This is a genomic window from Phocaeicola sp. (assembly GCF_048170425.1).
Taxonomy (GTDB): Bacteria; Bacteroidota; Bacteroidia; order Bacteroidales; family Bacteroidaceae; genus Phocaeicola.
The window spans coordinates 1-15,616 of sequence record NZ_DBEXBB010000114.1; the positions used below are offsets into that span (position 1 = coordinate 1).

The 15,616-nt window shown below is 44.2% G+C and carries 11 protein-coding genes; 2 read left to right on the forward strand and 9 right to left on the reverse strand.

The window, feature by feature from the left end; translation table 11 throughout:
• Positions 1–241: 241 nt before the first annotated feature.
• Together ACMJ0U_RS04555 and ACMJ0U_RS04560 are read right to left on the reverse strand one after the other, a co-directional pair.
• The gene (locus ACMJ0U_RS04555) at positions 242–1,429 is read right to left on the reverse strand and encodes an ectonucleotide pyrophosphatase/phosphodiesterase (protein WP_417128460.1); all 1,188 of its coding nucleotides are present in this window, start codon (positions 1,427–1,429) and stop codon (positions 242–244) included.
• 93 nt (positions 1,430–1,522) lie between these two features.
• Complete coding sequence (locus tag ACMJ0U_RS04560) at positions 1,523–4,732, reverse strand: TonB-dependent receptor (RefSeq protein ID WP_417128461.1); 3,210 nt, start codon at positions 4,730–4,732, stop codon at positions 1,523–1,525.
• Between the two features lie 421 nt (positions 4,733–5,153).
• On the opposite strand from ACMJ0U_RS04560, the gene ACMJ0U_RS04565 reads away from it, so the two are divergent.
• Both ACMJ0U_RS04565 and ACMJ0U_RS04570 read left to right on the forward strand, forming a co-directional pair.
• Complete coding sequence (locus ACMJ0U_RS04565) at positions 5,154–6,329, forward strand: MFS transporter (protein ID WP_417128462.1); 1,176 nt, start codon at positions 5,154–5,156, stop codon at positions 6,327–6,329.
• 22 nt (positions 6,330–6,351) lie between these two features.
• Positions 6,352–7,521: a DUF3843 family protein gene (locus tag ACMJ0U_RS04570; protein WP_417128464.1), complete on the forward strand. Its 1,170-nt coding sequence runs from the start codon at positions 6,352–6,354 to the stop codon at positions 7,519–7,521.
• A gap of 72 nt (positions 7,522–7,593) precedes the next feature.
• Here ACMJ0U_RS04570 and galK read toward each other — a convergent pair whose 3' ends face one another.
• The 7 genes from galK to grpE form a co-directional block, all read right to left on the reverse strand.
• Positions 7,594–8,748: a galactokinase gene (gene galK / locus ACMJ0U_RS04575; protein ID WP_417128465.1), complete on the reverse strand. Its 1,155-nt coding sequence runs from the start codon at positions 8,746–8,748 to the stop codon at positions 7,594–7,596.
• Between the two features lie 85 nt (positions 8,749–8,833).
• Entirely contained in the window at positions 8,834–10,117 is a 1,284-nt protein-coding gene (locus ACMJ0U_RS04580) for an MFS transporter (protein ID WP_304251681.1), read from the reverse strand.
• 49 nt (positions 10,118–10,166) lie between these two features.
• Positions 10,167–11,261 carry an aldose epimerase family protein gene (locus tag ACMJ0U_RS04585; RefSeq protein WP_417128466.1) on the reverse strand — a complete coding sequence of 365 codons (1,095 nt, stop codon included), beginning with the start codon at positions 11,259–11,261 and terminating at the stop codon, positions 10,167–10,169.
• 94 nt (positions 11,262–11,355) lie between these two features.
• Positions 11,356–12,642 carry a bifunctional folylpolyglutamate synthase/dihydrofolate synthase gene (locus ACMJ0U_RS04590; protein WP_417128467.1) on the reverse strand — a complete coding sequence of 429 codons (1,287 nt, stop codon included), beginning with the start codon at positions 12,640–12,642 and terminating at the stop codon, positions 11,356–11,358.
• 74 nt (positions 12,643–12,716) lie between these two features.
• Positions 12,717–13,364, reverse strand: coding sequence for a hypothetical protein (locus ACMJ0U_RS04595; protein WP_417128469.1), 648 nt, complete (start codon positions 13,362–13,364; stop codon positions 12,717–12,719).
• A gap of 346 nt (positions 13,365–13,710) precedes the next feature.
• Positions 13,711–14,895 (reverse strand): molecular chaperone DnaJ, encoded by a 1,185-nt coding sequence (gene dnaJ, locus ACMJ0U_RS04600; RefSeq protein WP_417128471.1) that lies wholly within the window; start codon positions 14,893–14,895, stop codon positions 13,711–13,713.
• 2 nt (positions 14,896–14,897) lie between these two features.
• Positions 14,898–15,503, reverse strand: a complete 606-nt coding sequence (gene grpE, locus ACMJ0U_RS04605; RefSeq protein ID WP_417128472.1) for a nucleotide exchange factor GrpE — start codon at positions 15,501–15,503, stop codon at positions 14,898–14,900.
• Between the last annotated feature and the right edge of the window lie 113 nt (positions 15,504–15,616).

Sequence of the window (15,616 nt, forward strand, 5' to 3'; positions counted from 1 at the left end):
TATCCAACCCTCTATGACGAGTATCTCAAATGGTATCCCAAATAAAGAACCGCCACGTGCGGAACCGCATGCGTGGTGGTGTGAGAGGTCGGAAAACGAAAGTAGGAAGAAAACTACTTCGTTTTCCTCCTACTCGATTTAAACGTCCTTGCGTTTTACTTGAAACGCAAAGGTGTTTTGGCTCAAACGCACTTGTGTTTTATTTGAAATGCACTTGCATTTTGAGATGGTTCTGTAAGCATCACTGAACCAGCATGTTTTCAACTTCCTCCAGACTTCCGTCCGTTTTCTCTGGAGTGATGTGGAGCAGGCGGGCCAGCAAGGAATAAATTGATACATTCCGGAACTTCGGCGCCTCGTATCCCTTCTTGAAATCCGGTCCCCACGCCCGGAACATCACCTGCATATCATCGTAAGTCGGGTCGAATCCATGGGCTCCCGGAAGTGTCTTGTTACCTTCTTCCACCAGCCAGCCTAAATCAGGCAGTACGATGATGTCACCCACACGCGGATTGCTTCCATAGTTCAAGTAGGCAGGAATCTCTTCTTTCTTCCATACCCGTACGTGATTCAGTCCCTGTAGTGCCTGGTACACAGAGTCGCGGTATTCTGGCTTCGTATAAATCTGAGCCGGCAGGTTACCGTCAATCAGGGTGTACCATTTTTCGTTCAGCAGGTGTTTGATAGGTACAAAGCGGTCTGCGCTGACAGTCGCCATTCCGTGGTCGGACGTTACAATCAGGTTGATGTCCTTTCCGAAAGGCAAGCTTTGAAGTCCTTCCCATAAGTATTTCATGAGGGCATCCAGCTCTTCCACGCAGCGGCGTGTTTCCTTGCTGTGCGGGCTATAAGTGTGTCCGTAGGTATCTGAATCCTCGAAATAAATCATAACCAGCTGGGGGCGTTCTTCTTCCGGCAGTTTCAGCATTCTCAGTGCCTCTGCCACACGCTCCGTCTGGGTGAGCCGGGGTTTCTGGTCGTACACGTGATAGTAGGTGGGGTGCTGTCCTTTTACGGCAATGTCGGAGCCTACCCAGTAGATGTTTCCCGTCTTGATACCCTGCTTCTGTGCGGTAATCCAGATAGGTTCTCCGCCATAATAAGACGCATCGTTGCGGGTTTTCAGGTTGTTCATCTTGTAAAGCTCCTGGCGCTGCGGGTCCCAGAACGTATTGGCTACGATACCGTGGTGGTCGGGCACCAGTCCCGTAGCAATGGTATAGTGGTTTGGGAAAGTTTTCGAAGGGAATGATGGAATCATGGTGGCCTTTACGCCTTCACGAGCCATACGGTCAAAAAACGGCGTGTTGTACATCCGCGGGTAGTCCCAGCGGAATCCGTCGAGGGATACAATGACGGTGTAGTGCTTTCCTGCCCAGATAGAGAGGCAGATGCACCACATCATACACAGCGAGATAAGTTTTTTCATAAACATGGTTCTTGTTTGAGGGTGATAAAAAGAAAGGTGTATTGCCGTTCTTTCGTGGGCAATACACCTTTTTATGTAAAGGTTAGTCTTTCATTAGAAAGTCAGTCTTACACCCACCTGGCAGTGCCAGCGTGAGCTGATGTCGCTCTTCTGGATTTCAGCTTTGTTGTAAGAGAAAGATGCGATTTTATTGCCATCTGCATCGGTAGAAAGTCCTGTCATAGTCAGCGGTGATAAGTTATAAGCTGAACTATAGCTTGCTCCCCATTTCTTGTTCAACATATTAGCGAAGTTGATGATATCGAATGTAAATTCTAGTTTCCCAACTCCTTGCACGTTGTAGATAGTTTGTGCCAAGTGCAAATCGATTTCATGCTCCCAATCGCTCAGGTTTGAGTTACGTTCAGCATATTGACCTCTATGGTTTTTGGCATAGCTATCGTTTTCAATCCATTGTTTGAATGCTTCACGACTTTCCTCTGCACTCATTGTAACATTTCCTTGTTTATCGGTAATGTTTACAAAATTCATCTTGCTGAGTTCTTCGTCTGTCGGGATATATAATAATGAGTTTCCAGACCATTTATCACCGTTGTAATCTGATTTTTCATTCATCGTTAAGCTGTAGCGACTTCCTGAGAATCCGTTGTAAATTACAGAGATAGTGGTACTTGTCCAGCCGTTCCAATATTTCGGACTGTTGTAAGAAGCCTGAACCATTACACGGTGAGGTATATCGAATTTCGAGAAACCAAGTTCATTTCCAGAGTTGGTGTCTACAGAGTAGTTGTATTTCCAGTTAGAATAAGCTACAGAACTTGTTCCATCGTTTACAGATTTTGCATGTCCGAAAGTATATGATGCAGACAAGTCTAGACCGAAGTTGAAGCGTTTTTCCAACAAAGCAGATAAAGCATATGTGTATCCCTTATTCGTATTCTTCAGATTGATAATACTATAATAGTTACCAGAGTTGAATTGGTAGTAAGGAGCTGCAGATGCTTCATTTCCTGCTACAGCATATACTTTGTTGCCACTCTGAGTCAGTGCCAGATTTTCAAAGAACACATTGTTCATGGTCTTTGAGTAGATACCTTCCAACGTCATCTTCACGTCACCCGGCAACATCTGTTCCAATGCTAAGTTGGCACGGAATACTTGCGGGTATTTGAAGTTTTTGTCTACAGTTACAATGTCTGGTTTTGCAGAAGCACCGCTTTGTGAATTGGCTGCTCCCAGCGGATCGTCTGCATATTCTCCCAGTTTTGGTGCGTCGTAAGTGTAGTTTCCATCTGCATCTTCTGGAGTGATAGTGGTTCCTTTGCTTTCCATACCAGTGTTATTGAATGCATTAGACAACCATACAAACGGTACACGTCCTGTGAAGATACCGATACCACCGCGGAGCAATGTATTATGTGAATCGTTAGTGTACCAGCGGAAACCTACACGCGGTGAGAACAAGACTTTTGCACTTGGATTCTGACCTACACGTGCGTTCAAGTTCTGTGATTCAGCAAATTGGTTGAATGCATCGTTTGTAGTCGGATTATTGAAGATGACAGGAATGTCGATACGTAATCCGTATGTCAGATTGAAGTTGTTGTTGACATCCCATTTGTCTTGTGCATAGAATCCGAACTGACCAGACTTCATAGCAGGTGCCCACTTAGTATCACCACCTGTCAGAGTTGGATCTGTATATTTATAGGTGTATTTATAAGGGCGGTCAGCAATGAAATCTTCCAATGAATTATAATACCATGAACCGTTAGAAGCCTGGATGAAGAGGTTTGTCATCTTATAGATTTCATTGTGAGTACCAAAGGTCAGTGTATGATTTCCAAGGTACCATGACAAGTTATCTTCAAAAGTGTAGATGTCCTGATCCAAGTAATTGGCTCCAGAAGAATATTCCGTACCGATGTTGGCAGTGATGTTTGTTCCGTCCGGTGCTGGAATATTGCTGATCTGTACAGTTGGCCCCTGATAAGCTACATCACGATGGTCGCGGATAAAGCTGGCAGAAGCACGAAACTCATTGTACAAATTCTGTCCCAGGTGAGAAGTCAATTCTGTTACGATTGAATTTGTTTTGTTATTCATGCGGTAACCGCTGTTTTCAAACATGTAGCTGGTTGAACCGACTCCATAGTTGTCATCGTATGAGTTGTTGTGCTGATAGCGTAATGCCAGCTTATGGTTCTGGTTGATGTTCCAGTCAATACGAGCCAGTAATCCGAATGATTTGTTATCAATATTACGTTGTGAATATCCTTCTTTGAAGCCTGTCATATCGTAGTATGCATTTGCAATTTGCTTAGCCTGTTCAGAGGTAAGATAAGAGGTTGTATATCCCGGATAAATGCTTGAAGGATAAGATTCTTTCTTTGCTTCTGCACTTACGAAGTAGAACAATTTGTCTTTTACGATGGCACCGCCCAATGTTCCACCATAAGTACGAGTGTACTGCTGAGTGAGCGGAGATTTTTCGTAATCGCGTACGGCACTGTATTTACCATACATGTTGTGGTTGTTGAAGTAAGTGTAAGCCGAACCATGAGTGGTGTTAGTACCCTGCTTGGTAATGGCATTAATACCACCTCCGGTAAATCCGCTCTGGCGTACGTCGAAAGGAGCAACGACTACCTGAATTTCCTGGATGGCATCCATGGAAATCGGGTTAGCACCAGTCTGTCCCCCGTTGGTGCCTGATGCAGACAAACCGAATACGTCGTTACTTACCGTACCGTCAATCTGGAAACTGTTGTAACGGTTGTTTGAACCGGCGAATGTGATACCTCCATTCTTTGAAGTCATGGCCATCGGCATGTTCTTCACGATGTCGTATACGTTACGGTCGACTGTCGGAGTATTTTCGATTTTCTGTGTAGAGAAGTTGTGTGCAGCTCCGGCATTCGCTTTTGCATCGGCTACTACTACGACTTCATCTAACAATTCTGAACTTGGTTTCATTTCAGCATTCAGGCTGAGTGTGTTACCCAGTTCGAGTGAAATGCCTGTAAATGCAGTCTTGTTGTAACCTACGTATGAAACTTCAATTTTGTAGGGACCACCTGTACGCATACCTTGGATGGTGTAACGTCCGTCTACGTTTGTTACTGCACCGTAGAGAGTACCTGACGGTTCGTGGATAGCTACCACTGTAGCACCGATAACCGGGGCTTTGGTTTCATCTAAAACTTTTCCGCTGATAGCAGAAGTGGTTACCTGAGCATTTGCGCCGACAGTCATAGCCGAAACGACTAATGCGGAATACAGGAATTTGGAATGATGTACCATAAATTTTTGATTAAATAAATTGTAAATCTATTTTAGCACTTTTGTTTGCTTAATTCTTTGTAGTTAAGTTCGTTGAATCTTTTTGTATTATTCCTCTTTTTCTGTTGCAAAGTTAAAAAATCTTTTTAGCGGATAATTGGTGAGTAGACGATTTAACAAACTAGGCTGTAAATAATTAACTCTTTTATTTTTCGATAGAAGTGAATTTGTTTCCTCTGTGGAATATTTGAAGCTGATTTTGTGCGACTTGCATTGTAGCAAATGTACGTAATATATTTGTAACTTATGAGTTGAAAGGAAGTGGATTAAACAAGGTTATTGTATGAATCCTGAATTTGTTTTTATTTTGCTTTGTGACAGACTATTTATGGCCTTTTGTTTTTTTGCGTATTTTTGCGGAGAAGAAAGTAAGAAATAGCATATGAAACAAAGGTTAGAAGAAAATAAAGGGATTCCGGCTTCTTTATTATGGATGTTGGCCATTATATCAGGACTCTCTGTGGCTAATTTGTATTATAATCAGCCGTTGCTGAATCGTATCAGTGAGGATTTGGGTATCTCTGAGTTTACGGCCAACCTGATACCTATGACCACCCAGATGGGGTATGCACTGGGACTGTTGTTTATCATCCCCTTGGGGGATTTGTACAAGCGAAAGAATATTATTGTTATTAATTTTTTCTTGTTGTCGATAGCAACTTGTAGCATTGCTATGTCTGTAGATGTGTCCTATATACTGCTAGCTTCGTTAGTGACAGGAGTTTGTTCAGTTATGCCGCAGATTTTTATTCCGATTGCTGCACAGTTCTCACTGCCGCAGAATAAGGCACGCAACGTGGGAATGATGGTCAGTGGTCTGCTGACGGGAATTCTGGGCTCACGGGTAATCAGTGGTTTTGTAGGCGAATATTGGGGCTGGCGTACGATGTATTATATTGCGGCAGTCATCATGTTGCTTTGTATTTTTGTGGTAGTTCGGGTTCTGCCGGATATGCCTCTTAATTTCAAAGGCACGTACAAAGGACTGATGATATCGCTTTTTACGCTGTATCGGGACAATTCCACCATCCGTTTGGTTTCTGCACGGGCCGGACTTTGTTTTGGGAGTTTTCTGGCGTTATGGGCATGCCTGGCTTTTAAGTTGAGCGGAGAGCCGTTTTATGCAGGAAATAACATCATCGGCATGCTGGGACTGTGTGGAGTGGCCGGTGCACTGACAGCTTCTTTTGTTGGGAGTCTGGTACATAAGTTTGGAGTGCGATTTTTTACTTTTGTTGGTTGTTCGCTCATTATTGCAGCTTGGATAATCATGTTTGTTTTCCAGGACTCTTATTTAGGCTTTATCATAGGAATTATTGTGATAGATATCGGAATGCAATGTGTGCAGATTGGCAACCAAACCTGTGCATTGTCGCAGGCTCCCAAGGCAACCAACCGGGTGAATACCATCTTTATGACAACTTATTTTGTGGGCGGTTCACTGGGAACCTTTCTGGCCGGTACTTTCTGGCACGCATGGGGTTGGACCGGAGTTGTCTGTGTAGGAATCGGCCTGACACTGATTTCATTGCTTGTGACGCTTTTTACTCGAAACTGATTATTCAAATGAACGAATATATATGAAAAAGAATGTGATTTATTTGAACGACTGGCTGGCTATTCATCCGTATATGACAGTTTGTTCTTCAGATACGTTTTTTGTGGAGTTGGCCAACAAACTTTATACGGCCTGTCATTTGGAGGAATTGCCTGAGATGTTTCGCAAGAATTTAAGTTTGTATGTGGCAGCTTATCTGGAAGATATAATCTCTGGACTGGGATTGTGGCAGGGATTTACTACTGCTCATACCCGTTTGTATGGCAGGTGTCTTCCATTTTATCCTACAGGAAAAGATTATATAAAGGGAGAGGTGAACCTGGAGGATATACGTTTTATCATTTGGAATACATGGCAGAAGGCTCCTTACTCACATGGGTATGTGAACCCGCTGGATACTGCAATTTTGAAGCAGGCACAGGCTTTTCTGTCATTACTGGAGGAAGCCTATGAGGTGGCTCCTGAGAATGAGTTGCTGAAGGATTATTTTGCCGGATATACAGATGAAAAAGAGGCTGACCGGAAATTGTCATGGCTTTTCGGTCACACTTACCTTACGGAACCTTCTATGTTGCCTTACATTGAACGAGTAGCGCCAGACGACCGTTTTATTATCCCTACGGGCCCTTTGGCGTTATTCCTTCACGAATGGATTGAGTTGTTGGCTGGTAAACAGACGGCGTGCTGGAAATCGGTTCCTCGTCTGTATCAGGAGGAAAAGGAAATGCCCGAAACTGTTTTGCAGAAAAATGTAGAAATTTATCGTCTCTTTACTCTATGGACTGGCGGACGGAAAATTATTTATCTCAACGGCTATGATTCATTGAAGTGCTTCCTGGTAGAGATTCTACAGTGGCCGGATGATGAGAATCATACCTTGCCGCAGATGAAGAGTTTCCGGAACTTTGTATTGATGGTGGATGAACAGAAAGGACTCTTACTGGCGAAGGACGTGTGTGAATACATCGCCGATACGGAAAATCCTTATTACAATCAGGAAGAGGCTTCGCGAAATGCATTCCGTATGTTGACGGAAGAGATGCTTTGTCCACCGGATTTGCTGCATTATTGCATTGAGAAAAACTTGTTGCCAGATGCAGAACTGCCTGAAGTAGGAGAGAAGATGCTGGTGAAATTGAATGCAGATTTTATTGCACGCCATTCACTGCTTTATTATTACCGGGGAGATTGATTTGCTGAGTATATATCATAAAAAAAGCACGAACTGAAATTCGTGCTTTTTTTATGTTATAGTGGATATAGATTAGCAAACCTTGTGTGAACCGTCGCTGATAACTACATCGTATACTTTCGGGCTACGACCGAATTTTTCTTTGAAGCGTTCTTTTGCAGTAGAAATGAATGTTTCGTACAATTCGTTTTTAACCAAGTTGATGGTACATCCACCGAATCCACCGCCCATTACGCGTGAACCAGTAACTCCACAGTCAAAAGCAATATCGTTCAGGAAGTCGAGTTCCTCGCAGCTTACTTCATACAGCTTGCTCATACCATGGTGAGTTTCATACATTTTCTGTCCCACTGTTTCGTAGTCGCCTCTTTCCAATGCGTCACATACGTCGAGCACACGCTGGATTTCTTCGATTACGTATTCAGCACGCATGTAGTCTTCTTCAGAAACTTCAGCTTTTACTTCGTTCAGCATATCCATTGTGCAGTCTCTCAGGAATTCTACAGTCGGGTGATTCTTCTTGATAGCAGTTACTACAGCTTCGCAGCTTTGACGGCGTTTGTTGTATGCAGAAGATGCCAGTTCATGTTTTACTACAGAGTCAACCAATACCAGGCGGTATCCGTCCGGTCTGAATGGGAAGTACTGGTATTCCAGTGAACGGCAGTCCAGACGAATCAGGTGACCTTCTTTGCCGAATACAGAAGCAAACTGGTCCATGATACCGCAGTTTACTCCGCAGTAATTGTGTTCTGTAGCCTGACCTACTTTAGCCAGTTCGAATTTATCAATTTTGTTGTCGCCGAACAAATCGTTCAATGCGTATGCGTATGTAGATTCCAATGCAGCAGAAGAAGACATACCTGCACCCAGAGGCACATCACCTGCAAATGCAGTATTGAAGCCTTTTACGTCAACTCCGCGTTTGATCATTTCACGGCAAACACCGAAGATATAACGTGCCCAGCTTGCTTTCGGAGCATCTTCTTCGTTCAATCCGAATTCTACGTAATCTTTCAAGTCGATAGAATAAGCGCAAACTTTATCTTTTCCGTTCGGTTTGATTTCAGCCACCATGCCTTTGTCTACAGCTCCCGGGAATACAAAACCTCCGTTGTAGTCAGTGTGCTCACCAATCAGGTTGATTCGTCCCGGAGAAGTATATACTGAGCCTGTTGTACCGTCGAAATGCTTGATAAAGCGGCTTCTTACAAATTCTATGTCCATAATGATAAAAATTAAAGGTTAATAAATTCTGGTATATAAACAAGAAAGGATGAAGAATGAGTTCATCCTTCATCCTTGTGTTTTATTATTCAGTCGGAATGTCTTTGTTTACATTCTTGCATCCAATTAACGCATAGAATAACAAGTATGCTAATGCGGCTGCAATAACGATAAAGCTGTTCAGGTAACCTGCTGAGTCGGCTACTCCACCTTGTAACAGCGGAAGCAATCCACCACCGCAAACCATTACCATGAAGATTCCGGAAGCAGCTTCTGTGTATTTACCCAGTCCTTCTACAGCTAGGTTGAAGATACCACCCCACATGATTGAAGTACAGAGTCCGCAGAGTGCCATACACATTACACTGACAGGAACAGCTTCCAGTCCGAATGACAGGCTTGCTCCGCTTTTGAATACTGGCATGTTGACTACGCTGGTCAACGGAGTTACGAAAGCAATACCAATTAAAATCAATCCGAGAATAGAAGCTACAGTCAACATGGCTTTACTACTGAACTGAGCACCAAGTGAAGCACCAATCAGACGGCCGATAAGCATCAGGAACCAGTAAGTTCCTACGATAGAACCTGCAATAGCCGGATCAATACCCAGACCACCTTCGTGAGCTTGTGCAGTCATAAACAAGTTTGCAAAGTGAGGAACACCTACTTCAATACCTACGTAAACGAAGATGGCGATGGTTCCCAGCTTGAAGTGACGGAAAGACAACGGGCTGTGTTCGCCTTTGCTCTTGTTTGCCTTAGACAAGCTTGGTTCAGGGATAGCCATGAAGAAAAGTACCAGGAACGCAATGGCGAAGATAGCCATGGCGATGTACAGTGCCGGCAAAGCCTTAGCGATAGTACGTTCTTCTACGTTGGCTCCCATCAGGTAACCTACCAATACCGGAACGATAGTAGCTGACAAAGAGTTCAGTGAACCACCAGTCTGAATAAGCTGGTTACCTTTCTTGCCGCCACCACCCAGTGTGTTCAGCATCGGGTTTACTACTGTGTTCAGCATACACATAGAGAAACCAGAAATAAAGGCTCCTGTCAAATATACAGAGAATCCGCCTTTAGAGGCCAATGCCTGAATACCTACACCAATGAATCCTACTGCAATAGCAATCAATGCTGTTTTCTTGTATCCGATTTTCTGTAAAAGAAGTCCCGAAGGAATACCCATAAATGCGTATGCAATGAAGTTCGCAGCGAATCCGAGTGTGGCTTCCAGGTTGGTAGCCCCAAATTCACTCTGTACGATAACTCCAAATGGAGCCGGCAAACCGGTTACGAAAGAAATCATAGCAAACAATGCGAACATCATTACTATGGGTAACAAATAGCTTTTTTGTTGTTGTGACATGTTGTTTAAAGGTGTTAGTTTGTTATAGGTTAATTAAAGAATTAGATTTTTATTTTTCCACTCCGAACTTATAGATAGTTACCTGATGGTAGGCATCTTCCGGTTTCAGTACGACTGACGGGAAGTGTCCTTTGTTGGGGGAGTCGGGGAAGTGTTGTGCTTCAAAGCAGATGGCACTTCTTGCCGGGAATGTAGCACCGTGGTATCCAGTGAAACCATTGTGCCAGTTGGCTGTATATACTTGTACACCCGGTTCTGTCGTATAAACTTCCAGCGAACGTCCGCTTTCCGGTTCTACGCATTTAGCCGCAAATACCAGAGCTTCCGTTTCGCGTTTGTTCAGCACGTAGCAATGGTCGTATCCGGCTCCGTTGATGAGCTGCTGGAACGGTTCATTGATACGGCTTCCCACTGTGTGCGGCGTACGGAAGTCCATCGGAGTACCTTCTACCTTCAGTATTTCTCCTGTAGGGATAGATACTTCGTCTATTGGAATATAAAAATCTGCATTGATTGTGACAATGTTATTGTCTACGGTTGGAGTTGGATTATCTAAACCTGCCAAGCTGAAAAATGCGTGATTAGTCAGGTTGATAATAGTCTTTTTGTCGCAGTTGGCTACGTAAGTGATGACCAGTTCGTTCTGTCCTGTCAGCGTATAAGTGACTGTAACGTCCAAATTACCTGGGAAACCTTCTTCCCCATCTTTAGAGAGATAGTGCAGCGTTACGCTATGTTCATCTTCCTGTTTGGCATCCCATACACGGGCATGGAAACCAGTCGGACCTCCATGCAGGGAGTTAGGACCATTATTGATGGTCAAATTATGTTCTTGTCCGTCCATCAGGAAACTGCCTTTGGCAATACGGTTGCCATAGCGTCCGATTAATGTACTCAGGAAAGGTTCGTGACTGTTGATTACGTTGTCGATACTGTCATGTCCCTGCACCACATTGGCCAGTTTACCGTTTTTGTCCGGTACCATCACAGTTAAGATTGCTCCCCCATAGTTTGTAATTGCTACTTCGGCACCTTGCAGGTTAGAAAGAATAAACAAATCTGTCTCTTTGCCGTCTACAATTTTTTGAAAATCTGCTCTTTTTAAGCCGCTTAAATTATTTTCTTTGTAAAATGTGTTGTTCATATTATTAAAATCTTTTAGTTCACACATTATTTTGTTGTGCAAATAAAAAGATTTTCTTCAATATACCCAAACATTTTCGAAGAAAGAACGTTCTTTAATTGTTTAAAGAAAGTAAATCGGCCACAATAAAACTGCTTCCTCCCACAAAAATAAAATCATCCGGCTGTGCCTGTTCCTTGGCTGCTTCGAAGGCTTCTTTCACATGGGGGTAGGCTTCTCCGTGCAAACTGAAGGTTTCGGCCAGTGTTTTCATCTGCTGGTAGGGAAGAGCTCTTTTCACGCTGGCTTGTGTGAAATAATATCGGGCATCTTTAGGCAACATAGACAATACACCGCTCACATCTTTATCGTTCACCATACCGATGACAATATGTAAGGTTGTATAAGTTTGATGTCTGAGCTGCTCGGTAATGTATTGCATACCACCCGTGTTGTGTCCGGTATCGCAGATGATCGTCGGTTTTTCACTCAATTTCTGCCAGCGTCCCATCAGACCGGTCAGCTCACAGACATGAAGGAAGCCTTCACGCACATTCTCTTCTGACAAATTATACCCTGCATGACGAAGCTGGCGGATAGCTGAGAGTAGGGTATTGGTGTTCTTTAGCTGGCATAAGCCTCCTAGTTCACCTTCCAGTTGAGGGTAGTCAGCAGTTTGGTAGACGTAATGCATCGCTTCGTTGCGGGTCGCATGGATGAGCAGGTGCTCGTCTTCGGCAAATACAATGGGAGCCCCTACGGCAGTTGCTTTAGCTTGGAAGACAGGGCGGGTTTCGGGGGTGGTTTCACCGATTACAACCGGAGTACCTTCTTTAATGATGCCTGCCTTTTCTGAAGCAATTTTTTCCAGAGTATTGCCTAAAAACTGTACATGGTCGAAACTAATGTTGGTAATGACACACAAGTCGGGCTGAATGATGTTAGTGCAGTCCAGTCTTCCTCCAAGGCCAACCTCTATAACGGCAACATCCACCTGCTGTTCAGCGAAATAAGTGAATGCCATGGCGGTGGTCAGTTCAAAGAAAGAAGGGTGGAGCGGTTCGAAGAAAGCACGATGCTTTTGTACAAAGTTGATGACAAATTCCTGGCTTACCGGAATGCCGTTTACGCGGATACGCTCACGGAAATCCACTAAGTGAGGAGAAGTATAAAGTCCGGTTTTATAGCCTGCAGCCTGTAGAATGGCAGCCAATGTATGCGAACAAGAACCTTTCCCGTTGGTTCCTGCCACGTGAATCGTATGGAATTTGCGGTGAGGATGATGGAAGTAGTCATCCAGCGCATACGTGTTGTCCAATCCCTCTTTGTAGGCATCTTTGCCCACCTGCTGAAACAGAGGGGCGCTATTATATAAGTAGGTAAGTGTTTCCTGATAATTCATGATTTCTGCTTTTTAAAAAACAGCTGCAAATATCATCATTTTTATCAGGATAACCTATCTTTTTACGATTTCATTTACCAGTAAGCCCCTTGTGGGTATTTGATTCCTTCTACCCCGATGCTGATGGAACTGCTTTCATTAAACTTGAAATTAATCATTCCTCCAATCCGGTCGGGAGCAAAATTGGGTATGGGATAGTAATAGGGTGAACGTTTCGGCATGAGCGACTTGTTGCCATAGGCATACAGACTGATACGCTCGTTGACCTTAAACGCAGCAATGCCGGTAATTCCCACATTGCGGTAATTGATGCCACCCCAGTTCAAGTTGCTGGCATACAATCCGCCTGCTACGCTGAAACGCTTGTTCAGCGGTACGGCGTACAAGAAAGCGGCATCCTGACCAAAACCCACTCCGGAAGGAGCATATTTGCTTGGACTGAATGTGACGTTCATACCAATGGAAGCATTAAATCCTTTGTGCAATTCCCAAGTGGCATAGCCATAATTGAACGGAGTAATGCCATACATGTCGAAAGGAGAGTAGAGGTAATGCTGCGGAACAGGAGCAGGAAGGGGTACACTAAGTGTATCCTTAGCCATGAGCTGTTCTGCATGCAGTGTCGTGGAAAGTGAGTCGGAAGGAAGCGACTTCGGGTTTTCTGTCTGTGCCCAAACGAGTAACGGACAGAACAATGTCAGCAGCAAGATATATTTTTTCATAACCTTCATTTTTTGTTACTCCAAAAATACAAAAAATGTCACTGCTATTTAGGTCGTTATCTCTTTTTAGTCCTGGTTTAAATTTTATTTGGATAAAGAAGACGATGTGGACCGGAGCAGAATCTGAAATGTCCTGTTCTCTTTTCAGTACTTTTTAAGGAGTACTGTAGTACTTCCACGAAAGTACTGGAATACTCTCTATGCAGTACTGGAGTACTTCTTCGGAAGTACTGGGAAAAGGCCTCTGGCCGAAATAGGAGACTTGCAGGAATCGTGTTTAAATGCAGAAAGGACTGACTCCACTTGTAGGGGAGACAGTCCTTTCTTGTATCTGAAAAGCAGTTGCTTAATCGAATAAACTTCTGAATTTCTTGAAGATTTTTTCTTTCAGGCTTGTGTTGGGCTTGAAGTTCTCTGCTTCCTGCCATTTTTCCAGTGCCTGACGTTCTTCTTTTGTTAATGTTTCCGGAATGTAGACGCTGATATTTACCAGCAAGTCACCTGTGCCAGTGTTGTATCCGTAGCTGTTGATATTTGGCAGACCTTTGCCGCGCAAGCGAAGCACTTTACCTGGCTGTGTGCCCGGCTCAATCTTGATTTTTGCCTTTCCATCGATGGTCGGAATTTCTACCGTACCTCCTAATGCAGCGGTCGGCACACTCAACAGAAGGTTGTAAATCAAGTCGCTTTCGTCGCGGATGAGTTCCGGATGCTTTTCTTCCTCAATCAATACCAGCAAGTCACCCGGTACCCCGTTGTGTTTTCCGGCATTACCTTTTCCGTTGATAGTCACCTGCATGCCTTCAGCCACGCCGGCCGGAATCTTCACGGTTACCACTTCTTCACCGTAAACCACTCCTTCACCGTTACATTCCTTACACTTGTTCTTGATGATCTTACCTTCACCGCCGCACTGCGGACATACAGATTGTGTCTGCATCATGCCGAAAATGCTCTGCTGTGTACGGGTTACGCTACCCGTTCCATGACATGTAGGACAGGTTTCTGTACCTCCGTCACCTTCTGCTCCTGTACCCTGGCAGTGGCTGCACTGCACATATTTTTTCAACTTGAATTTCTTCTCCACCCCAGTTGAAATTTCCTTCAGGTTCAGTTTCACCTTTACGCGCAAATCCGAACCACGGAATTTCCGCTGACGTGACTGGCCTCCGCCGCCAAATCCGCTGCTGAATCCGCCGAATCCTCCGTGTCCGCCGAAAATATCGCCGAACATAGAGAATATATCGTCCATAGACATGCCTTGGCCGCCAAATCCGCCAAATCCACTTCCACCTCCGGCTGCACCGTCTACACCGGCAAAACCGAACTGGTCATAGCGTGAACGCTTGTCCGGGTTGCTCAATACTTCGTAGGCCTCTGCGGCTTCCTTGAACTTCTCTTCCGCTTCCTTATCACCCGGGTTGCGGTCCGGATGATATTGAATGGCCTTCTTTCGGTAGGCCTTCTTTATTTCGTCTGCCGTGGCTGTTTTGGCAACCCCCAGCACTTCATAATAATCTCTTTTCGCCATGACTATAGGGCAACCACCACTTTTGCATGGCGGATGACTTTTTCGTTCAGTTTATATCCGGTCTGTACACAATCCAGTACTTTGCCTTTCTGTTCTTCGCTTGGAGCAGGCACCAAAGCCACAGCTTCATGGAAGTCAGTATCGAATGCTTCGCCCACAGGTTCCATCTTTTCCAAGCCTTCCTGGTGCAGGTTTTTCAAAAACTTCTGATAAATCAGTTCCACTCCCTCATAAATGGCTTTCACGTCTTCTGCCTTCTGCATGTTCTGCAGTGCACGTTCCAAGTCGTCCAGAATCGGCAGGATAGCATTGATAGCCTTTTCTCCTCCGTTTTTGATTAATTCAGCTTTTTCCTTTAAGGTACGTTTGCGGAAGTTGTCGAATTCAGCAGACAGACGCAGGTATTTGTCTTTCTGCTCGTCGATGACTTTCTGAGCTTCTTCCAGTTCTTTTCCCAACTTTTCTTCTGCGGTCAGTTCCTTTTCTTCTGAAGAGGCATTTTCCTGTGCTTCTGATGCTTCGGAAGTCGTTTGTTCATTCTCGGCAGCTTCTTGTGACTGCTTTTTCAATTCTTCTTCCACGTTCGGATTTTTATTTTCGTTGTTCATATCTTAATGGTTTTTATTTTCGTTTGAATAGTTTTCTTTTCCCTCTAACAAATTTCGTGCCTTAATGGCAGTTTTATTCAAATTGGCTGCAAAAATAATAAAAAACTGCCACA